Origin of the sequence: Sulfitobacter sp. 1A15258 (assembly GCF_043557045.1) — a bacterium.
Classification (GTDB): Bacteria; Pseudomonadota; Alphaproteobacteria; order Rhodobacterales; family Rhodobacteraceae; genus Sulfitobacter; species Sulfitobacter faviae.
Window position 1 is genome coordinate 602079 of sequence record NZ_JBIFFK010000001.1, and the last position, 19772, is coordinate 621850.

The 19772-nt window shown below is 62.7% G+C and carries 20 protein-coding genes; 11 read left to right on the forward strand and 9 right to left on the reverse strand.

What is annotated here, in order from left to right; genetic code table 11:
* Positions 1–52 precede the first annotated feature (52 nt).
* Positions 53–2011, forward strand: a complete 1959-nt coding sequence (locus tag ACGYK9_RS03040; protein ID WP_394408403.1) for a bifunctional 2',3'-cyclic-nucleotide 2'-phosphodiesterase/3'-nucleotidase — start codon at positions 53–55, stop codon at positions 2009–2011.
* Between the two features lie 315 nt (positions 2012–2326).
* Here the strand turns inward: ACGYK9_RS03040 and tig are convergent, their stop codons facing one another.
* From tig to ACGYK9_RS03055, 3 genes are all read right to left on the reverse strand, one after another.
* On the reverse strand, positions 2327–3658 hold the full coding sequence (tig, locus tag ACGYK9_RS03045; RefSeq protein ID WP_394408406.1) for a trigger factor: 1332 nt from the start codon (positions 3656–3658) through the stop codon (positions 2327–2329).
* A 154-nt stretch (positions 3659–3812) separates the two neighbouring features.
* The gene (locus tag ACGYK9_RS03050; RefSeq protein WP_394408409.1) at positions 3813–4730 is read right to left on the reverse strand and encodes a calcium/sodium antiporter; all 918 of its coding nucleotides are present in this window, start codon (positions 4728–4730) and stop codon (positions 3813–3815) included.
* A 127-nt stretch (positions 4731–4857) separates the two neighbouring features.
* On the reverse strand, positions 4858–5142 hold the full coding sequence (locus ACGYK9_RS03055) for a DUF2312 domain-containing protein (RefSeq protein ID WP_067261835.1): 285 nt from the start codon (positions 5140–5142) through the stop codon (positions 4858–4860).
* 108 nt (positions 5143–5250) lie between these two features.
* Between ACGYK9_RS03055 and ACGYK9_RS03060 the strand changes: the two genes are divergently transcribed.
* Positions 5251–5490 carry a hypothetical protein gene (locus ACGYK9_RS03060; RefSeq protein WP_168612596.1) on the forward strand — a complete coding sequence of 80 codons (240 nt, stop codon included), beginning with the start codon at positions 5251–5253 and terminating at the stop codon, positions 5488–5490.
* Between the two features lie 67 nt (positions 5491–5557).
* Complete coding sequence (locus ACGYK9_RS03065; protein ID WP_394408411.1) at positions 5558–5980, forward strand: TIGR01244 family sulfur transferase; 423 nt, start codon at positions 5558–5560, stop codon at positions 5978–5980.
* A 32-nt stretch (positions 5981–6012) separates the two neighbouring features.
* Here the strand turns inward: ACGYK9_RS03065 and ACGYK9_RS03070 are convergent, their stop codons facing one another.
* The 4 genes from ACGYK9_RS03070 to ACGYK9_RS03085 form a co-directional block, all read right to left on the reverse strand.
* Positions 6013–8712, reverse strand: a complete 2700-nt coding sequence (locus ACGYK9_RS03070; RefSeq protein WP_394408414.1) for an ATP-binding protein — start codon at positions 8710–8712, stop codon at positions 6013–6015.
* Positions 8712–9002 (reverse strand): hypothetical protein, encoded by a 291-nt coding sequence (locus ACGYK9_RS03075; protein ID WP_394408418.1) that lies wholly within the window; start codon positions 9000–9002, stop codon positions 8712–8714. Before ACGYK9_RS03075 ends, ACGYK9_RS03070 begins: the two co-directional genes overlap by 1 nt.
* Positions 9003–9008: 6 nt before the next feature.
* Complete coding sequence (locus ACGYK9_RS03080; protein WP_067261826.1) at positions 9009–9377, reverse strand: response regulator transcription factor; 369 nt, start codon at positions 9375–9377, stop codon at positions 9009–9011.
* A gap of 117 nt (positions 9378–9494) precedes the next feature.
* Complete coding sequence (locus ACGYK9_RS03085) at positions 9495–10787, reverse strand: helix-turn-helix domain-containing protein (RefSeq protein ID WP_394408421.1); 1293 nt, start codon at positions 10785–10787, stop codon at positions 9495–9497.
* Between the two features lie 234 nt (positions 10788–11021).
* On the opposite strand from ACGYK9_RS03085, the gene ACGYK9_RS03090 reads away from it, so the two are divergent.
* The 8 genes from ACGYK9_RS03090 to aat all read left to right on the forward strand — a co-directional run bounded on the left by ACGYK9_RS03090 (position 11022) and on the right by aat (position 18976).
* Positions 11022–12368 carry a substrate-binding protein gene (locus tag ACGYK9_RS03090; protein WP_067261823.1) on the forward strand — a complete coding sequence of 449 codons (1347 nt, stop codon included), beginning with the start codon at positions 11022–11024 and terminating at the stop codon, positions 12366–12368.
* A 101-nt stretch (positions 12369–12469) separates the two neighbouring features.
* Positions 12470–13498: a branched-chain amino acid ABC transporter permease gene (locus ACGYK9_RS03095; RefSeq protein ID WP_271689857.1), complete on the forward strand. Its 1029-nt coding sequence runs from the start codon at positions 12470–12472 to the stop codon at positions 13496–13498.
* A gap of 3 nt (positions 13499–13501) precedes the next feature.
* Positions 13502–14707, forward strand: a complete 1206-nt coding sequence (locus ACGYK9_RS03100) for a branched-chain amino acid ABC transporter permease (protein WP_394408424.1) — start codon at positions 13502–13504, stop codon at positions 14705–14707.
* Between the two features lie 10 nt (positions 14708–14717).
* Positions 14718–15482, forward strand: a complete 765-nt coding sequence (locus ACGYK9_RS03105; RefSeq protein ID WP_394408427.1) for an ABC transporter ATP-binding protein — start codon at positions 14718–14720, stop codon at positions 15480–15482.
* 33 nt (positions 15483–15515) lie between these two features.
* Entirely contained in the window at positions 15516–16268 is a 753-nt protein-coding gene (locus ACGYK9_RS03110; protein WP_067261816.1) for an ABC transporter ATP-binding protein, read from the forward strand.
* Positions 16269–16465: 197 nt separating this feature from the next.
* Positions 16466–16972 carry an acetyl-CoA carboxylase biotin carboxyl carrier protein gene (accB, locus tag ACGYK9_RS03115; protein WP_394400822.1) on the forward strand — a complete coding sequence of 169 codons (507 nt, stop codon included), beginning with the start codon at positions 16466–16468 and terminating at the stop codon, positions 16970–16972.
* A gap of 9 nt (positions 16973–16981) precedes the next feature.
* On the forward strand, positions 16982–18334 hold the full coding sequence (gene accC, locus ACGYK9_RS03120) for an acetyl-CoA carboxylase biotin carboxylase subunit (RefSeq protein ID WP_394408430.1): 1353 nt from the start codon (positions 16982–16984) through the stop codon (positions 18332–18334).
* Between the two features lie 6 nt (positions 18335–18340).
* Entirely contained in the window at positions 18341–18976 is a 636-nt protein-coding gene (aat, locus tag ACGYK9_RS03125; protein ID WP_394408433.1) for a leucyl/phenylalanyl-tRNA--protein transferase, read from the forward strand.
* Here aat and ACGYK9_RS03130 read toward each other — a convergent pair.
* Together ACGYK9_RS03130 and ACGYK9_RS03135 are read right to left on the reverse strand one after the other, a co-directional pair.
* Positions 18940–19302 carry a DUF2155 domain-containing protein gene (locus ACGYK9_RS03130; protein WP_394400814.1) on the reverse strand — a complete coding sequence of 121 codons (363 nt, stop codon included), beginning with the start codon at positions 19300–19302 and terminating at the stop codon, positions 18940–18942. The two genes, aat and ACGYK9_RS03130, sit on opposite strands and share 37 nt — an antisense overlap.
* A gap of 55 nt (positions 19303–19357) precedes the next feature.
* Complete coding sequence (locus tag ACGYK9_RS03135) at positions 19358–19741, reverse strand: NADH:ubiquinone oxidoreductase subunit NDUFA12 (protein ID WP_394400811.1); 384 nt, start codon at positions 19739–19741, stop codon at positions 19358–19360.
* Positions 19742–19772: the final 31 nt, after the last annotated feature.

The following is a 19772-nucleotide window of genomic DNA, read 5'->3' on the forward strand; positions in this document are numbered from 1 at the left end:
GCCTCTCGCTTCGCCTCAGGTAGGTGTTAATCACGTCAAGAAGGAACGCCGCATGACCCTCCGCCTCAACCGCCGTCACTTCCTCGCCGGCACTGCCGGATTGCTGGCCCTCCACCCCTTTTCTCTCCGTGCCGCGGCCAATCAGGCGCATCTGCGGCTGATGGAGACGACGGACCTGCATGTGCATGTCTTTCCTTACGACTATTACGCCGACAAAGAGGTCGACACCGTGGGCCTTGCCCGCACCGCCAGCATCGTCAAATCGATCCGCGCCGAGGCGACCAATACCCTGATGCTCGATAACGGCGACTTTTTGCAGGGCAATCCGATGGGCGATTACATCGCTTATGAGCGCGGCATGAAAGAGGGCGACATGCACCCGGTGATCCAAGCGATGAACGCGCTTGGCTATGACGCCTCGACCCTTGGCAACCACGAGTTCAACTACGGGCTCGACTTCCTGATGAAATCCCTTGCCGGGGCCGAATTCCCGGTGGTCAGTGCCAATGTCGTCAAAAAGGTCGGCGCCAAGCCGAGCGACGATGAAACACTGGTCAAACCCTATGTCCTGCTCGACCGGATGTTGACCGATGGTGCCGGTGAAACGCATCCGATCAAGATCGGCATCATCGGCTTCGTTCCGCCCCAGATCATGAGCTGGGACCGCCGCCACCTCGAAGGCAAGGTGCAGGCCCGCGATATCCTCGAGTCCGCCCGCGCATGGGTGCCCCAGATGAAAGAGGCAGGCGCCGACATCATCATCGCGCTGTCGCACTCAGGCATCGGTGCGGCCAAGGAAGAGGATATGATGGAAAACGCCTCTGTCCCCCTCGCCGCCGTAGAGGGGATCGACGCCATCATGACCGGACACAGCCACCTCGTCTTCCCCTCGGGCAGCTATGCGGACTATCCGGGCGTGGACGTTAGCGCAGGCACGATCCACGGCAAACCCGCCACCATGGGCGGCTTCTGGGGCAGCCACCTCGGCCTGATCGACCTGATGCTTGAGCGTGACGGCAGCGGCTGGCGCATCGCCAGCCACAGCGCCGAGGCCCGCGCGATTTCGCAGCGCAACGAAGACCGCTCTGTGATGCCGCTGGTGGAAAGCGATGCCGAGGTGCTTGCCTCCGTCCAGCAGGAACATGATGAGACGCTGGCCTATGTTCGCCGCGCCGTGGGCAAGACCGACGCCAATCTGCACAGCTATTTCGCGCTGGTGGCGGATGATCCTTCCGTGCAGGTCGTCTCCAACGCGCAGCGCTGGTATATCGAACAGATGCTGAAGGGGACCGAACATGAGGGGCTGCCGATCCTCTCTGCCGCCGCCCCCTTCAAGGCCGGTGGCCGTGGCGGGCCGGAGTATTACACTGACGTCCCGAAAGGCGATGTGGCGATCAAGAATGTCTCCGACCTCTACCTCTACCCCAACACCGCCCGCGCGGTGCGGGTCACCGGGGCGCAGGTGAAAGACTGGCTCGAACGCTCTGCCGGCATGTTCAACCAGATCACCCCCGGCAAGGCCAACCAGCCGCTGCTGAACCCCGAGTTCCCCAGCTATAATTTCGATGTGATCGACGGGGTCACCTATCAGATCGACCTCAGCCAGCCTTCGAAATTCAGCCCCAAGGGCGCCGTGGCGCACCCTGAGGCGAGCCGGATCGTGAACCTTGAGTTCGAAGGGAAACCTCTTGATCCTAAAGCCGAATTCATCATCGCTACCAACAACTACCGCGCCAGCGGCGGCGGGGCCTTCCCCGGCGCGATGGGCGATACCATCGTCTTTGAAGGGCCTGACACCAACCGCGATGTGATTGTGCGCTATATCGTCGAAAAAGGCACCATTAGCCCCCGCGCCGATGCCAACTGGCGCTTCGCGCCGTTGGAGGAAACGAGCGTAATGTTCGAAACCGGGCCAAAGGCGGCGGACTACGTCGATGAGGTGACAGGCGTAGAGATGGAACAGGTAGGCGACACGGAAGACGGCTTCGCGCAGTTCCGGATTACTTTGTGACGTCCCCGCTGCGTATCAGCATCTGACATTGCCACATAGAGCAGCGCCTTCCCTTGGGGGCGTTGCAACGATGGTGGCCTGCGGTCGCCCCCATCGCACACAACTGCTGCGAATTTCCGAGACCTTGCAAATCGCCCCCAGGACAGAAGGAGGTCGATGCCCGGGGTGCCCCCGGGCGGGACGTCGACAGTAGGTTCGGTAATCCTTCACGCCCATCCAGAGTGACAGGCAAAGGCCACGCTTCTCACCCAGCCCAAACGAAACAGGGGCGACGGTTTCCCGCCGCCCCTGCTCCAAAATCCGATCCGGTAAGACTTATTCGTCTTCCAGCTCTTCAACAGCTTTCTGGAGCACTTCTTTCGAGATCTCCTTCTCGGTCACCTTGGCCTGCTCGACCACGTGATCGACGACCTTGTCCTCGAAGATCGGCGCGCGCATCTGCTGCTGCATCTGCTGGTTCTGCTGCACGAATTCAAAGAACTGACGCTCCTGACCAGGGTACTGACGCGCCTGGTTCATGATCGCTTGGGTCATCTCGGCGTCGGTCACCTGAACGTCGGCTTTCTGGCCCAGCTCGGCCAGCAGCAGGCCCAGACGGACGCGGCGCTCGGCCAATGTCTTGTGCTCGTCTGTCGGCTCGATCTCGGGGTGGTCGTGGCCTTCCACATCGGGGTTTTCCTCGTGCCACAGCTGATGCGCGATCTGCTTGGCTTCGGCGTCAACCAGCGACGGCGGCAGGTCAAAGCTGACCTCTTTGTCGAGCGCGTCCAGCAGGTTACGCTTCATCACGGCGCGCGATGCACCAGCGTATTCAGCTTCCAGGCGCTCAGCGATCTGACCTTTCAGCGCTTCGAGATCCTCGGCGCCGAATTTCTTGGCCATCTCATCGTTGACCTCGGCCGCGACGGGCTCTTTCACTTCTTTCACGGTGCAAGCGAAGGTCGCTTCCTTACCAGCCAGATGCTCAGCCTGATACTCTTCGGGGAAGTTCACAACGACAGATTTCTCTTCGCCCGCTTTCACGCCAACCAGCTGCTCTTCGAAGCCGGGGATGAAGGAGTTGGAGCCCAGTGTCAGCGGGTAATCTTCCGCCGCGCCGCCTTCGAATTCTTCGCCGTCGACGGAGCCTTTGAAGTCGATCACAACCTGATCGCCATCTTCTGCCTTGGCACCTTCTTCGCGGGCTTTGAAGTCCTGCGCGGTTTCGGCAAGGCTTGCCAGTGCTTCTTCGACAGCAGCATCGTCAGCTCTGACCACCATCTTTTCCAGTTCGATCTTGCTCAGATCAACTTCGGGAATCTCAGGCAGTTTTTCGTAGGACATGGAGACTTCGACGTCGTCGCCTTCTTTCCAGTCCTCATTGGTCATCTTGACCTCGGGCTGCATCGCGGGGCGGTCGCCGGTCTTTTCGAAGTGCTCGTTCATGGCGCCGTCGATGCTTTCCTGCATCGCTTCGCCCATGATCCGCTGGCCGAACTGCTTTTTCAGCAGCGCCATCGGCACCTTGCCCTTGCGGAAGCCCTTCATCTCGACTTCGGGCTGCGCTTCGGCCAGCTTCTCGTTGACCTTGGCTTCAAGCTCATCGGCGGTGACGGTGATGTTGTAACCGCGTTTCAGACCTTCGTTCAGCGTCTCGTTGACCTGCATGTGTGCTCCATAGGGTAAGGCCGCGCGGCGGGGGCGCGGGCGAAAATTTGTGTCCTTCTATGGGTGTTGAACCGCCTGCGCAAGGGGGTCCGCGGCCCATCGCGCCACATCCGCAGAAATCGCCCCCACCCCCGCCGGACAACCCAGTGTCGGGCTAGACCAAAAGCACGGCGACATAGGCCACATAGGCCAGCGCAAAGAGCGCCCCCTGCCCGCGTGTCACGCGCCCGCCAAAGGCGCAGGCGATCAGCGCCACCGTGGCCCCCAGCATCACCCAGATGTCGAGCGTGGCGATCTGCGCAGCAACCCCCACCGGCTGGATCAGCGCGGTGATGCCCAGCACGCCGAGGATGTTGAAGATGTTGGAGCCGACCACGTTGCCCAATGCCACATCGCTCTGCCCGCGCCTTGCGGCGATGACCGATGTGACCAATTCCGGCATGGAGGTGCCCACGGCCACGATGGTCAGGCCGATCACCGCCTCGGACAGCCCCACGGCCTGCGCAAGCGCCACGGCGCCGGTGACCAGAAAATGCGCCGAGACAATGGCTAGCAAAAGCCCCCCCAGCAGCCAGACAAGCGCCAGCCAAGACGGCGCTTGATCCGGCAGCGGCTCCATCGCCTCTGCCCCGCTTCGATCGCTGCGAAAGGTGTAAATCAGATAGGCCGCCAGCCCAACGAGGGCGGCGCCCCCCGCAAGCCGATCCACCTGCCCCAGCAGCACAGTGCCGAGGCAAAGCAGGCTCGCCGCCAGCATGACCGTCCCGTCTCGCGCGAAACTACGCCCGGAGATGGTCACCGGGGCGATCACCGCCGCAAGGCCGAGAATCAGCAGGATATTCGCGATGTTCGACCCCACCACATTGCCAAGCGCGATGTCCGGCGCGCCCAGCAAAGCCGCCTGAACCGAGGTCACCAATTCCGGGGCCGAGGTGCCAAAGCCCACCACCGTCAGCCCGATCACTAAGGGCGACAAGCCTACCCTCTGCGCCAGCGCCACGGCGCCGCGCACCAGATACTCACCACCGAGCACGAGCCCCAGCAGACCACCAAGGACAAACAGAATGTTCACGGGAAAAATCTCACCGGCCTCAGACCATCGGGCGCCGCGGAGACCGCGCAGACGCCCGATGCAAATGGGGATGGGCCGGAGGCATTCAAGGCCGCGCGGAAAATTCAGTCCCGCCGCGGCAGGGCGCTCACATGCCCAAGGCTTCTTTGTACATTTCCATCACCGCTTCTTCTTCGGCGATGTCGTCCTTGTCGCGCTTGCGCAGGGCGATCACCTTACGCAGCACCTTGGTGTCGTAACCGCGCGATTTCGCTTCGGCCATCACCTCTTTTTGCTGTTCGGCAAGGTCTTTCTTCTCGGCGTCCAAACGCTCGATCCGCTCGACGAACTGGCGCAGCTCATTGGCGGTGACCCGGTAGGTCGCATCGCCTTGGGATTCGACGACATCGGGATTGGTGCTGGTATCGCTCATGGGAAGTCCTCACGGAATGGCTGGCTCTGGCGGGTTTGACTACAGGCTGCACGCCCAGCCCGCAAGCGGGACTTGCCCCCCTTGGCGGTTTGGCGTAGCTCTGCCGCCATGGAAAGCGCAAACACATCTATTTTCGATCTCATGGTCTGGGGCGGCGCGGGTCTGTCCCTTTTGGGATTGCTCGGTCTGGGCTGGTGCATCATCAAAGTGAGCCGTGCAAAACGCGCGCAGCTCGACGATGAGGAGATGCGCGTGGTGCTGCGCAAAGTCGTGCCGCTGAATATGGGCGCGCTGTTTCTGTCCGTGATCGGTCTGATGCTGGTGATCCTCGGGATTTCGCTGGGCTGATCGGCGCGTTTGACCAGCCCGCCCCGGCGGTGCTGGACAGGGCCGCTGCATCTGCTTAAATCGGCCCATGGATATTCGCCAAATCACCCCCCGCTATTTCGTCGCCCCGCAGATCGAGCCCGGTGACATGGAAAGCCTGCGCGCCCAAGGCATCACCCGCATCCTGTGCAACCGCCCCGACGCGGAAGTGCCGCCCAGCCATCAGGCCGCCGCCATGCGCAGCGCGGCCGAGGCCGCGGGGATTGCCTTTGCCGAACAGCCGCTGACCCACCAGACCATGACCCCAGATGTCATCGCCAAGAACCGCGCCCTCGGCGTGGAAACCGATGACACCGTGCTGGCCTATTGCGCCTCGGGCACCCGCTCCACCATCGCTTGGGCCTTGGGCCAAGCCGGTGAGATGGACAGCGACGCGATCATCGAAGCCGCACGTCAAGGCGGGTATGACCTTGAAAACATGCGCCCCATGCTGGGGCAAAGCTATACCTGAGGTCTCTGCCGGTCCCATTGGGGGCCGGTATTCTACGCCGCCGCGGTCAGGGCGCGGGCGGGCAGTTGCACACGGAAGGCCGTGCCGGGCACATCCAGCAGAAAGCTGATCTCTCCGCCCAAGCGGCACATGATTTCACGGCAGATGGCAAGGCCAAGCCCCGCGCCATCGCCCTCCCCCGTGATGCGCGAGAACTTCTCGAAAATCAGCGCCTCCGACCCTGCGTCGATCCCATGGCCGTTGTCGACGAAATCAATCACCAGCCCCTGCGCCGTCACCCGCGGCGTGATCACCAGTCGCGGGTCATCCGCAGCGCAGTATTTGCGGGCGTTGGTGACGAGGTTGATAAAGACCTGCACCAGCCGGTCGAGATCGCTGGTCAGCACAATATCCTCGGCCTGCGGATCGCGCAGCACCTTGAGCGGCCGCGTGGCCCCCGCTTGCGCCGTGGTCACCGCCAGATCCAGCAGATCGCGCAGGTTGCCTTCGCGCTGGTTCAGCGTCACCTGCCCGTTCTCCAAAACCGACAGATCCAACAGATCATCCAACAGCCGCGTCAGACGGATCGTCTCGCTATGAATGATCGTGGCATAGCGGTTCTTGTCGGCGTCCGTGAGACCGGGCGCATCGCGCAGGATCTCGGAAAACGAGCGGATCGAGGTCATCGGCGTGCGCAATTCATGGCTGATCTGGCTGAGGAAACTATCCTTTTGCAGCGACAACTGCGTCAGCTTCTCATTCGCCGCGCGCAGCTGCGCTGCCGTCTCGGTCAACTCCCGCGACTTGGCCTCCAACTGGCTGGAATACTCCAGCATCTGCGCGGATTCGTCGGCCACAGCCAGCAGGTCTTGGACCGAGACCGAGGCCCCGCCGACGATCTGCGCCACCATCGCATGGGCCGTGGCCGCCCCGACCGAGGCCGCCAACTCCCGCTCCAGCGCCTGCACGAATCGTGGCGTGGGCTCGGGCAGACGCCGCCCCTGCCCCTGCCGCTCGGCCTCGCGGGTGAAAAACGCCTGTGCCTCCCGCGCGCCCAAGATGCGCTGCGCCATGATCATCAGGTCTTCGCTGCCCGCGACGGATGCCGTCCAGCCCCGCGCCGGGCCGGAATGGTCAAAGACATTAACGAATTGCGCGCCCTGAAGCCGTTCCAACGGTGTAGGAAAGCTGAAAAGCGAGACGATCACGAAAACCAGCGTGTTGAGCGCGAGGCTCCACACCACCGCATGGACCGTCGGGTCGATCCCCGCGATGCCAAAAAGCGCCTCGGGGCGCAGCCAAGCGAGGCCCCAAAGTCCTTGTTCCAACGTCTCGGTCGACAAGGCCACATCCGCGCCGAAACTCGGCAGCAACATGGTAAAAACCCAAAGCACAAAGCCCGTGCCAAGCCCGCAAAGCGCGCCGGTCCGCGTGGCCCCGCGCCAAAGCACGCCGCCAAGCATCGCGGGCAGAAACTGCGCCACTCCGCCGAATGAAATCGTGCCAATCGCCGCCAGCGCCCCGCTTCCGCCCGAGGCGCGGTAATAGAGATAACCCAAGCCCACCACGCAAAAGATCGACAGCCGCCGTGCAAGGATCACGATATTGCGCACGTCCCCCGATTGCGTCGCCCCGTCGCGGCGCAGCGCCAGCCAGATCGGCATCACGATATGGTTGCTGACCATGGTCGACAGCGCCAGCGTGGCGACGATCACCATTGAGGTCGCCGAAGAGAACCCCCCCAAGAAAGACAGCATCGCCAGCCCGTTCTGCCCTTGGCTGAGCGGCAGGCTCAGCACGAACAGATCGGGGTTCGCGCCCTCGGGCATCAGATCCAGCCCCACCACCGCGATGGGCACGACGAAAAGGCTCATCAGCATCAGGTAAAGCGGAAAAGCCCAGCTTGCGATCTGCAACTGCCGCTCGTCGTCGTTCTCGACCACCATGACCTGAAACATGCGCGGCAGGCACAAAAGCGCCGCCCCCGAAAGCACGGTCAACGCGGCCCAACGGCTGCCCTGCACCTCCCATTGCCCGATGTCGGAGGCGTCGATCCGCGCCAAGGTTTCGCCCAAGCCTCCGGCCAGACCCCAGATGACGTAGACCCCCACCGCCACCAGCGCCAAGAGCTTGACCACCGCCTCCACCGCGATGGCGATGACCACGCCGTGATGCCGTTCGTTCACATTCAGGTTCCGGGTGCCGAAAAGCACGGTAAAGAGCGTCAGCCCCGCCGCGACCCAAAGCGCCGCCTGCCCCCGGTTGATCACATCGCCCCCCGCCTCGGCCAGCGGCACGTCGGCGGCGGCGAAGATCGACAGCGACAGGATAACCGATTGCAATTGCAGCGCGATATAGGGCGTCACACCGATCACGGCCATGACGGTCACGACAATCGCCAGCGTGTTGGACTTGCCGTAGCGCGATGAAATCAGGTCCGCGATCGAGGTGACGCGATGGCTTCGCCCGATCCGCACCAAACGCCGCAGCCCCCACCACCAGCCGATCATCACCAGCGAAGGGCCGAGGTAGATGGTCACATATTCCAGCCCCGAGCGCGCCGCATAGCCCACCGCGCCGTAAAAGGTCCAAGCGGTGCAGTAGATCGACAGCGACAGGGTATAGACCAACGGCGAGCGCAGCAGCCAGCCGCCCTGCCCGCGCAGGGCCGCGCGTTCGGCGGCGAATGCCACGATGAACAGCCCCGCCACATACATCAGACAGACCGCGACCAGCTGGTTGAGCGAGACCATTAGGGCTGCCCATCCGTGTGATCGGCACCTTCGCCCGAGGCCACATCCCGCGTGCGCCGCCACAGTGCCCAAGTCGCCAAGATCAGCAACGCCCAAACCCCGAAAAGATAGCGCAGCGCCACGCTCATCGGGATGGTCGGCGCCGTGGGGTCCGGGCTGCCCGCTGGGACGGGCCAAAGCAGCGGCACCATCCACAGCATCAGCCCCAGAAACGGCAACAGGCGCACTGCATCCATCATCCGCCGCTGACGGTAGCCGCGTTTTTCCAAAAAGATCGGCCTACGGGGCATGGCGGGTTAACTGGCGATCAGGTCGCGCACCGCGTCCAGCATCTCGGCATTCGAGAACGGCTTGGTCATGAAGCGGCTGACACCCGCCTTTTCGGCCATGGCGCGGTCCCGGCTTTGGCCACGCGCGGTCAGCATCAGCACCGGCAACGCGCCGGTTTCGGGGTCACCCCGCAGCTCATCCAATATCTCGAAACCGCTCTTGCCCGGCAGCATCACGTCGAGCATCACCAGATCCGGCGATGCCTTGCGGATCACCTCCACCGCGCCTGACCCATTGGCCAGGGTCTCCACACGCCAACCCTCTTGGCTCAGCAAAAAGCGGATGGCCTCGGCGATATTCACCTCGTCCTCCACCAGAACTACGAGTTTGCTCATCGGCAAAAAGTCTCCCCCCTCGGTGTGCGGCCGCCCCGTCTTGCTGCGGGGTCTCGCGCACCGGGGCGAGCATGCATCGGTTTGCCAGCCCTGTCAAAAACTGCCTGCCGCGCGGCCTCAGATCCCCTCGCGCAGGATCGAAGGCTCGCGCCGTGCGCGGCATCCTTCGACCGGGCAAATGCGACAGGTCGCGCCCACGGGCTGCGTAGGTGCCGCCCCCGAGGGCACCGGCAAGAGCAGCATGACCGATTGGCTGAGCGGCGGCGTGTTATAGGCAGCGGCGGCCTGCACTTCGCAGGTGGCAATCGCCTCGAACTCCGCCTGCCCGCGCCCCATCTGCATGACGCGGGATTTCATCACCAGTCCCGGCTGCCCCTGCACCGCGAAGAGCGGCCAAAGCGGACAGAGGGCGCCAAAGCGCGGCACGGTGAACCCTTCGATCGACTTGGCGAATGTCACGCTGCCAGAACGGTCACAGACCACCAGCCCCGCGCCGAGGTCGGGCAGTGATGCCAAGCGCCGCAGCACCCGGCCCATCGGTTGATCGAGTGCCTGCGCCAGTTCGGCAGGGTCATGCCCCATCTCCCCCGCCGCCCGCTCCAGCCGCGCCAAGGGTAGCGCCGCTGCATCGCGGGCGATCTGTTGCAACACCCCCGTCGCGATATGCTGCGCGGCCTTGGTCTTGAGCGTATCGGCCTGTTCGACCAGCGCCGCAATCGCCGCCTGCGGGGCGCGCGCCTCTTCCAAAGGGTCGAAACGGTAGTCATGCGCGGCGAGGAAACTCTCAACCTCGGCCTGGGGCGAATGGGCCACGTCGCGGGTCTCGGCGGCATTGTCGAAATAGGTCACCAGCGCCTGCGCGCTGTCGGATAGGCGGCGGCTGTCTTGGTGGATATTGGCGTGAAACCGATCGCGCCATTCCGCTTGCAAACTGTCTGTTTCGGCCAGAATCGCGGCGGTGGAGCGGATCGCCGCGGCGGTGCTGAGCAACTCGTGCATGGAGGTGGCAAGCTGCGGGTCATGGGCCAAACGATCCGAGAGCGCCTCGACCGTCTGCTCCAATGCCGCGATGCGGCGCTGGCTGTTGGCCAGCACATTGGCCCAGCCCGGAAACCGCCCCGCGAATTCATCCGCCCGGTCGCTCTCTGGCCCGGTCAGCCCCGCATCCTCTGCCGCCTCGCGCAGGGTGGCGATCAGCGCGGCTTCGGCCCCTTCGGTCAACGCCTGCGGCTCGACCCCAAGCGCATGGGCGATGTTGAGCAAAAGCTTGCCGCCGATTCTGCGCCGATTGTGCTCGATGAGGTTGAGATAGCTGGCCGAGATGCCGCTTTGCTGCGCAAGCTCGGCCTGTTTCAGCCCCGCCATCACGCGCCGCTCACGGATACGGCTGCCGGTCAGACCCTCACGCATGGGACGGCCCCGCGTGATTTTTCGCCCGTTGTTTCAAGGTCTTTCTGCGCCGCAATATCATATTCTTTACAGGCCCACCGATGCGATTGCGAATATATTTACAAAAAAATCGTTTCGATCAAGCGCCTTATTGATCGGTTTTCATTTTCCGCGCCATAGTTTCTTTGCACTATTGCGTGTTGTGGCATCGGGGGGAGGTTCCGCTGCCGCGACTTACAAAAATGGGAGGACTTCATGTCGTTTACGAAACTGACACGCCGCGGGCTGATCCAGACCGGCGCGGTTGCCGGTGCAGGGTTGGCGCTGCCGACCTATCTGCGCGCGGAAAATCACGCGGGCTTCACCAATGCCCCCACGGGCAGCACCGTGACGCTCGGCTTCAACGTGCCCCAGACCGGCCCCTATGCCGAAGAAGGTCTGGATGAGCTGCGCGCGCAGGAGCTTGCGGTCGAACACCTCAATGGCGGGGGCGACGGCGGCATGATGAACACCTTCAGCTCCAAGGCGCTGAAAGGGAACGGTATTCTGGGCAAAAAGGTCGAATATGTCACCGGCGACACCCAAACGAAATCCGACGCCGCCCGCGCCAGCGCCAAATCGATGATCGAAAAAGACGGCGCGGTGATGATCAACGGCGGCTCGTCCTCGGGGGTGGCCGTGGCGGTGCAGGACCTTTGCCAATCGGCGGGGGTGATCTTCATGGCGGGTCTCACCCACGCCAATGACACCACCGGTAAAGACCGCAAGGCCAATGGCTTCCGGCATTTCTTCAACGCCTATATGTCCGCCGCCGCCCTCGCCCCGGTGCTCAAAAACGCCTATGGCTCTGAGCGTCGCGCCTATCACCTGACGGCGGATTACAACTGGGGCTGGACCCAGCAGGAATCCATCGCCGCCGCGACCGAGGCGATGGGCTGGGAGACCGTGGAGAACGTGCTGACGCCGCTCGCCTCGACCGATTTCTCCTCCTATATCGCGCCGGTGCTGAACTCGGGCGCCGATGTGCTGGTGCTGAACCACTACGGCGGCAACATGGTGAACTCGCTCACCAATGCGGTGCAGTTCGGCCTGCTCGACAAACAGGTCAACGGCAAGAAATTCGAGATCGTCGTGCCGCTCTATTCCGAGCTGATGGCCGCCGGTGCCGGGGCCAACGTGCAGGGCGTGATCGGCTCGATGAACTGGAACTGGCAGCTGCAGGATGAAGGGTCCAAAGCCTTCACCAAATCCTTTGGTGAGAAATATGGCCGGCCGCCGTCGAACTCGGCGCATACCTGCTACGTGCAAACGCTGCTCTATGCCGATGCGGTGGAACGCGCAGGCTCGTTCAACCCCTGCGCCGTGGTCGAGGCGCTGGAGGGCTATGAGTTCGACGGTCTGGGCAACGGGCCGACGCTCTACCGTGCGGACGATCACCAGTGTTTCAAGGACGTGCTCGTGATGAAGGGGGCGGAGAACCCGACCAGCGAATACGACACGCTGGAGATCGTCGAACAGACGCCCCGTGCACAGGTCGAATATGCCCCCGATCACCCGATGTTCGCAGGCGGTGATCTGGGCAAATGCAACCCCGGCGCGTGATCCGCTGACATCAGATGGCGCGCGGGCCTGATCCTGCGCGCCCTTTTTATCGCTGCAAGCGGCCAAGCCGCTTGTAAACGCTTCCCTTACAGGTGGGGACCATGGACGCAATCCTTCTGCAAATACTCAACGGCCTCGACAAAGGCTCGGCCTATGCGCTGATCGCGCTCGGGCTGACACTGATCTTCGGCACCCTTGGCGTGGTCAACTTCGCCCATGGGGCGCTCTTCATGATCGGGGCCTTCTGTTCGGTCACGCTGCAACGCATTCTGACGCTCAGCGTCGAGACCATTGACGAGACCAAGAAGGATTTCCTCGGCAATCCGCTGAAGGTCAAAACCCCCTATGTCGAACAGTGGTTCGGGCCGGAAACGGGACAGGCGATTATCGATTGGTCGGTGCCGCTGGCGATCCTCTTCGCGATTCCGGTGATGCTGCTCATTGGCTTCATCATGGAACGCGGACTGATCAAACATTTCTACAAGCGCCCCCATGCGGATCAGATCCTCGTGACCTTCGGCCTTGCCATCGTTTTGCAGGAAGTCGTCAAGTATTTCTACGGCGCCAACCCAATCCCCACACCCGCGCCCGAGGCCTTTGTCGGCAGCTTCGATTTCGCGCCGCTCTTGGGTTTGGACACGTCTTTGGCCTACCCCTATTGGCGCTTGGTCTACTTTGGCTTTTCGACCCTCATCATCGCCGCGGTCTTTGCTTTCTTGCAATTCACCACTTTCGGCATGGTGGTTCGCGCAGGCATGGCAGATCGTGAGACCGTGGGCCTTCTGGGCATCGACATCGACCGCCGCTTTACCATCATGTTCGGCATTGCTGCCGCCGTGGCGGGGCTTGCGGGCGTGATGTACGCGCCGATCAACTCGCCCAATTATCACATGGGCATGGACTTTCTGGTGCTAAGCTTCGTCGTCGTCGTGGTCGGCGGCATGGGCTCGCTGCCCGGCGCGGTGCTGGCGGGGTTCCTGCTGGGAATCCTCGAAAGCCTCGCTTCCATGAATGAAATCAAAAGCATCATCTACGGTATCGACCAGATCATCATCTACGTCGTTGCCATCGTGATCCTGCTGGTCCGCCCGCGCGGTCTGATGGGGCGCCGCGGCGTGATGGAGGAATAAGACATGTTCGGACTGGAAAAACGCGATACGCTTCTTTTGGGGGTTGTGATCGTTCTCACGCTCTTCGCCCCCTTCATCCTCAACCCCTTTCCGGCGGATTCGGGCCTTGCACAGTTCAACGCGGGCTACCCCGACCTGATGCAACGCTTTGTGATCTTTGGCATCTTTGCCATTGGGTTCAACATCCTCTTTGGCCTGACCGGCTATCTCTCCTTTGGCCATGCGGCCTTTCTGGGGGTCGGTTCCTACTCTGCCGTCTGGATGTTCAAACTGCTCAGCTACAACGTCGTGCCCGCGCTGGTGCTGGCCGTTATCATGGCGGGGCTGTTCTCGGCACTGATCGGCTACATCAGCCTGCGGCGCTCGGGCATCTACTTTTCGATCCTGACGCTGGCCTTCGCGCAGATGTCCTTCAACCTCGCCTATTCGGTGCTGACGCCGATCACCAACGGTGAGACGGGGTTGCAGATCTACACCTCCGATCCGCAATATCTCCAATCCGTAGATGCACCCACCTTCCCGAATCTCTTCGGTGCCGCGATGAACTCCTCGACGACGCTCTTCTTCGGTGGTTGGACCTTCACCTTCTCGGTCGGCTACTACTTCTGCGCGGTCTTCCTGATCCTCGCCTTCTATCTGGCAATCCGCATCTTCCGCTCGCCCTTTGGCATGATGCTGCGGGCGGTGAAATCGAACCAGCAGCGGATGAATTACACCGGGCTGAACACGCGGCCCTACACGCTGGCGGCCTTTGTCATCTCGGGCATGTATGCTGGGCTGGCGGGCGGTCTGCTGGCGGCGATGGACCCGCTGGCGGGGGCCGAACGGATGCAATGGACCGCCTCCGGCGAGGTGGTGCTGATGACGATCCTTGGCGGCGCGGGCACGCTCATCGGCCCGGTGCTGGGCGCAGGCTTCATCAAGTATTTCGAGAACATCTTTGCCAAGATCAACGACAACGTGCTGCACGGCTGGTTCGCCTTCATGCCCGACGGGATCGAAGACGCGATGGTCGCGATCATCCACCCCTTCGTCGGCAAGGGCTGGCACTTGACCCTTGGCCTTCTGTTCATGCTGGTCGTGATCTTCCTGCCCGGTGGGCTGGTCGAGGGCGGGCAACGTCTGGGCCGGGTCTTCCGCCGCCGGGACAAGAACGCAGGCTCGGTCGAGGCCGATGCCGCCCAACAGCGCAGCGAAGCCGCGGAATAGGAGAGACATCATGGCCATTCTCGAAGTCAAAAATGTCGGCAAGCGCTTTGGCGGGTTGCAGGCGCTGAGCGATGTAAACCTCAGCGTGGCGGAGAACTCCGTCCACGCGATCATCGGCCCCAATGGGGCGGGCAAATCCACGCTGCTGAACTGTCTGGTGGGCAAGCTCATCCCCGATACCGGATCGGTCATGTTCGACGGGCAGTCGGTGCTGGGGCGCAAACCCTATGAGATCAACCAGTTGGGCATTTCCCGCGTGTTCCAAACGCCCGAAATCTTTGGTGATCTGACGGTGATGGAAAACATGCTGATCCCCTGCCTTGCCAAACGCGACGGGGCGTTTCAACTGAACGGCTGGTCGCGGGTCGTGGGCCAGCGCGACATGATCGACAAGGCCGAGGAAATGCTGCGCGACATGCGTATGATCGACAAACGGCACATGCCCGCGGCCTCCATGTCGCGCGGGGACAAACGGCGGTTGGAGATCGCCATGTGTCTCGCCCAAGACCCCCGTCTGCTGCTCTTGGACGAACCGACCGCCGGAATGGCGCGGGCCGATACCAATAACACCATCGACCTGCTAAAACAGATCAAGGACGAGCGCGACATCACCATCGCCATCATCGAACACGACATGCATGTCGTCTTTTCACTGGCCGAGCGGATTACCGTGCTGGCCCAAGGCACGCCACTGGTCGAAGACACGCCCGACCGGATCAAGGGCCACCCCAAGGTGCGCGAAGCCTATCTCGGCGAAAGCCAAGACGCCGCCTGACCCCCTCCCTTTGCCGCAGATCTAGGACAGCATATGACCACCAGCACGCTCGACAAAAACGCCAACCATGCCCAAACCGCCCCGGCTTTCCTCTCGGTCTGGGACATTCACGCCTATTACGGCGAAAGCTACATCGTGCAGGGGGTGAGCTTTAACGTCCATGAAGGGGAGATTCTCGCCCTACTGGGCCGCAACGGGGCGGGCAAAACCTCGACCCTGCGGGCCATCGCGCGGGTGAGCGACCCGGAGTTGAAACGCGGCGAGGTTTGGCTCGACCATCAGCCTTTGCACAATATGGCCAGCCACCAAGCCTCTGCCGCGGGGCTGGCGCTGGTGCCCGAGGATCGGCGCATCATTTCCGGCCTCACGGTCGAAGAGAACCTCAAACTCGCCCAGATCGCCCCGCCCATCGGCTGGTCGCTCGACCGGCTCTATGACCTCTTCCCCCGTCTGCGCGAAAGGCGCCATCAAGAGGGGGTGACCCTCTCGGGCGGGGAGCAGCAGATGCTCGCCATCGCTCGCGCCTTGGCTCGTGACATCAAGGTGTTGCTGCTGGATGAACCCTACGAAGGGCTGGCGCCGGTGATCGTGGATGAGATCGAGAAAACGCTGGGGTTGATCAAGGCGCAGGGCATCACCACGATTCTGGTCGAACAAAACGCGGTGCGGGCGCTAAAACTGGCCGACCGGGCGGTGATCCTCGACACCGGCGGCGTGGTCTTTGACGGCACCGCCGCCGAGGTGCTGGACAACGCGGAACTGCGCGCGGAATACCTCGCGATCTGACCTAAGGTCACTCATGTCCGGCGCGCGCGGCTGAGGCCCCGCCTTTTTCTCGCGCCCCGGACTGCTTTGCGCGACAAAAAACCGATCCTACCCCCTAGACAACAGTTGGCTTTTCATGGCTTTGCCCATGCCCTATAAGCGTGCCAATCAATCGCGCAGCGACGGGCCGCAGGCCTGCCGAAATCTTCGAGGATCCAATGACAAACAAAACCCATGACGCTGACGTGGCCTTCATCAAGGCCCTCGCCGAGCTGCTGAACGAAAACGACCTGACCGAGCTTCAGGTGAAACGCGACTATGCCGAGGATGACAGCCTGAACGTGCGCGTCAGCCGCAAGCCGCCGCAGCAGATCATGGCCGCCCCCCAGCAGCAGTACCAAGCCGCTCCCGCGCCTGCCGCGGCACCGGCGCCTGCCGCAGCCGCGCCCGCCGCTTCGACGCCTGCCGCCGATGCCGATCCCGCGGATCACCCCGGCGCGGTCACATCGCCCATGGTCGGCACCGTCTACCTGCAAGGTGAGCCGGGCGCGCCCGCTTTCATCTCGGTCGGTGCTTCTGTCTCCGAAGGTGACACGCTTCTGATCGTCGAAGCGATGAAGACCATGAACCACATCCCCGCCCCCCGTGCGGGCACCGTCAAACGCATCCTCGTCGGTGACGGCGATGCCGTCGAGTTCGGCGCGCCGCTGGTCATCCTGGAATAAGGGCCGGACATGTTCAGCAAAATCCTAGTCGCCAACCGGGGAGAGATCGCGCTGCGCGTGATCCGCGCGGCCCGCGAGATGGGCATCCAGACCGTCGCGGTGCATTCCACCGCCGACAGCGACGCGATGCATGTGCGCATGGCCGACGAATCCGTCTGCATCGGCCCGCCCTCCTCGACGCAATCCTACCTCTCGATCCCCGCGATCATCGCAGCCTGCGAGATCACGGGCGCCGAGGCGATCCACCCCGGCTACGGCTTCCTGTCGGAAAACGCCAATTTCGTGCAGGTGGTCGAGGATCACGGCCTGACCTTCATCGGCCCCACCGCCGAGCATATCCGCGTCATGGGTGACAAAATCACCGCCAAGGACACGATGAAGAAGCTCGGCGTGCCTTGCGTGCCCGGCTCCGACGGCGGGGTCACCTCGCTGGAAGAGGCCAAGCGCATTGGTGAGGAGATCGGCTATCCGGTGATCATCAAGGCCACCGCCGGTGGCGGCGGCAAGGGCATGAAGGTCGCCAAGACCGCGAAGGATATGGAAAAGGCCTTCCAGACCGCCCGCGCCGAGGGCAAGTCGAACTTCGGCAACGACGAAGTCTATATCGAGAAATATCTCACCACGCCGCGCCATATCGAGATTCAGGTCTTTGGCGACGGTAAGGGCAACGCCGTGCATCTGGGCGAGCGGGACTGTTCGCTGCAGCGCCGCCACCAGAAGGTTTTCGAGGAAGCACCCGGCCCCTCGATCACCGCCGAAGAACGCGCCCGCATCGGCAAGACCTGCGCCGACGCCGTGGCCAATATCAACTACATCGGCGCCGGCACGATCGAGTTCCTCTACGAGAACGGTGAATTCTACTTCATCGAGATGAACACCCGCCTGCAGGTGGAACACCCGGTGACCGAGGCGATTTTTGGCGTCGATCTGGTGCGCGAGCAGATTCGCGTGGCGGAAGGGCTGCCGATGTCCTTCACCCAGGACGATCTGAGCATCAACGGCCATGCCATCGAGGTGCGGATCAACGCCGAACGTCTGCCGAACTTCGCGCCCTGCCCGGGCAAGATTACGCAGTACCACGCCCCCGGCGGGCTTGGCGTGCGGATGGATTCGGCGCTCTACGACGGCTATTCGATCCCGCCCTTCTACGACAGCCTGATCGGCAAGCTGATCGTGCACGGCCGCGACCGGCCCGAGGCGCTGGCCCGACTGGGGCGCGCTCTGGGTGAGCTGATCGTGGATGGTGTCGACACCACCGTGCCGCTGTTCCACGCGCTGCTGGCCGAGGAAGACATCCAGTCGGGTGGCTACAACATCCATTGGCTTGAGCATTGGCTGGAAACCAACCTCGGCGACGGCTGAAATGACATGTCGGATCTGACGCCCGAGATCCTGCTCCACGGCTATTCCATCGGGATTTTCCCCATGGCGGAACACCGCGACGACCCGGAAATTTTCTGGGTCGATCCGCGGCGCCGTGGGGTGATACCGCTCAATGGTTTCCACATCTCGCGCTCTCTGGCCCGCGCCATGCGGCGTAGCACGTTCCACCATACGATCAACCATGATTTTCAAGCTGTCGTCGCCGGTTGTGCCGACCGCGAAGACACATGGATCAATGCCGAGATCACCGCGCTCTACACTGCGTTGCACCGCGCGGGCTATGCCCATTCGCTTGAGGTTTGGGACGGTGATGCGCTGGCGGGCGGTGTCTATGGCGTGACGCTGGGCCGCGCGTTTTTTGGCGAGAGCATGTTCTCGCGCCGCACCAATGCGTCAAAAATGGCTCTGGCAGCGCTGGTGGATCGGCTGCGCCGCGCGGGGTTCACCCTCTTCGATACGCAGTTTCTGACCGATCACCTCGCCTCTCTCGGGGCGGTGGAGATTTCACGGGCGGACTATCACGCGCAGCTTGATGTGGCGAAACGGGGCAATGCGCGGTTCAGCGCGCCCAGCTTGGACAGTTTTCAGGACGTGCTGCAGCGCATGACCCAGATGTCATAGCGAAAATGCTCAAGCGCGTGCAGCGCGGGCGCGGAGGCGATCATCCAACCAGAGAACAACGCGCTGTCGCTGCCCTCTTCGGTGATCTCAAGCGCGGCATAGGCATTGGCCGCCGGATCCCCAGCCGGATAGCGGCAATCGACCATGGTGATCTGCAAATTGCCCAAGCTAAGCCGGTCGCCCTTGGCGATCTCCAGATCGGTCGTATCGCCCGAAATCTTGTCCAAGGCGCGCAACACGCCGCCCGAGGCACTGGCGACCTGCCCCCCCTCTTGAGCGTGAAGCGGCGCGGCCAGCACAAGCGCGGCCAAGAGGAGCTTTTTCATGGGACCACCCGGATTGCGTGAGACTTGGGACCGCGCAAAAGGCGCGGCCAACCGATCATTCAGGCTGCCAGGCCTCGTAATCCTTACGCTCGACAGGTTCGGCGCGGCGCAGCGACCCGGCGGGCGCATAGGCCATGGCAGTGCCGGTGCGATTCTCCACATGGGCCTTTTCCCACGGCTTATGCGCCAGCGGCTTGTCGGTCGGCGGCTCATCCCATGTGCGGTGTAGCCAGCCATGCCAATCGGGGCTCACGCGGCTCGCCTCGGCCTCACCGTTGAAAATGACCCAGCGTTTACTGTCATCGGCGTTGCGGTAATAGACGTTGCCCTGCGCGTCTTCGCCCACCTTGCTGCCCTTGCGCCAAGTGAAAAGCTGGGTGTTCAGCGTCTGGCCGTTCCACCATGTGACACCGCGCAGAAGTGAATTGAGAATGCCCATCGAGGTCTCCGTTCCTGTTGCCCGTTATATG

Bases quoted from the DNA above. Each gene is read 5' to 3' on its own strand.
- ACGYK9_RS03040 (WP_394408403.1), top strand. From the start codon at position 53: ATGACCCTCCGCCTCAACCGCCGTCACTTCCTCGCCGGCACTGCCGGA.
- tig (WP_394408406.1), bottom strand. From the start codon at position 3,658: ATGCAGGTCAACGAGACGCTGAACGAAGGTCTGAAACGCGGTTACAAC.
- ACGYK9_RS03055 (WP_067261835.1), bottom strand. From the start codon at position 5,142: ATGAGCGATACCAGCACCAATCCCGATGTCGTCGAATCCCAAGGCGAT.
- ACGYK9_RS03060 (WP_168612596.1), top strand. From the start codon at position 5,251: ATGGAAAGCGCAAACACATCTATTTTCGATCTCATGGTCTGGGGCGGC.
- ACGYK9_RS03065 (WP_394408411.1), top strand. From the start codon at position 5,558: ATGGATATTCGCCAAATCACCCCCCGCTATTTCGTCGCCCCGCAGATC.
- ACGYK9_RS03070 (WP_394408414.1), bottom strand. From the start codon at position 8,712: ATGGTCTCGCTCAACCAGCTGGTCGCGGTCTGTCTGATGTATGTGGCG.
- ACGYK9_RS03075 (WP_394408418.1), bottom strand. From the start codon at position 9,002: ATGCCCCGTAGGCCGATCTTTTTGGAAAAACGCGGCTACCGTCAGCGG.
- ACGYK9_RS03080 (WP_067261826.1), bottom strand. From the start codon at position 9,377: ATGAGCAAACTCGTAGTTCTGGTGGAGGACGAGGTGAATATCGCCGAG.
- ACGYK9_RS03085 (WP_394408421.1), bottom strand. From the start codon at position 10,787: ATGCGTGAGGGTCTGACCGGCAGCCGTATCCGTGAGCGGCGCGTGATG.
- ACGYK9_RS03090 (WP_067261823.1), top strand. From the start codon at position 11,022: ATGTCGTTTACGAAACTGACACGCCGCGGGCTGATCCAGACCGGCGCG.
- ACGYK9_RS03095 (WP_271689857.1), top strand. From the start codon at position 12,470: ATGGACGCAATCCTTCTGCAAATACTCAACGGCCTCGACAAAGGCTCG.
- ACGYK9_RS03100 (WP_394408424.1), top strand. From the start codon at position 13,502: ATGTTCGGACTGGAAAAACGCGATACGCTTCTTTTGGGGGTTGTGATC.
- ACGYK9_RS03105 (WP_394408427.1), top strand. From the start codon at position 14,718: ATGGCCATTCTCGAAGTCAAAAATGTCGGCAAGCGCTTTGGCGGGTTG.
- ACGYK9_RS03110 (WP_067261816.1), top strand. From the start codon at position 15,516: ATGACCACCAGCACGCTCGACAAAAACGCCAACCATGCCCAAACCGCC.
- accB (WP_394400822.1), top strand. From the start codon at position 16,466: ATGACAAACAAAACCCATGACGCTGACGTGGCCTTCATCAAGGCCCTC.
- accC (WP_394408430.1), top strand. From the start codon at position 16,982: ATGTTCAGCAAAATCCTAGTCGCCAACCGGGGAGAGATCGCGCTGCGC.
- aat (WP_394408433.1), top strand. From the start codon at position 18,341: ATGTCGGATCTGACGCCCGAGATCCTGCTCCACGGCTATTCCATCGGG.
- ACGYK9_RS03130 (WP_394400814.1), bottom strand. From the start codon at position 19,302: ATGAAAAAGCTCCTCTTGGCCGCGCTTGTGCTGGCCGCGCCGCTTCAC.
- ACGYK9_RS03135 (WP_394400811.1), bottom strand. From the start codon at position 19,741: ATGGGCATTCTCAATTCACTTCTGCGCGGTGTCACATGGTGGAACGGC.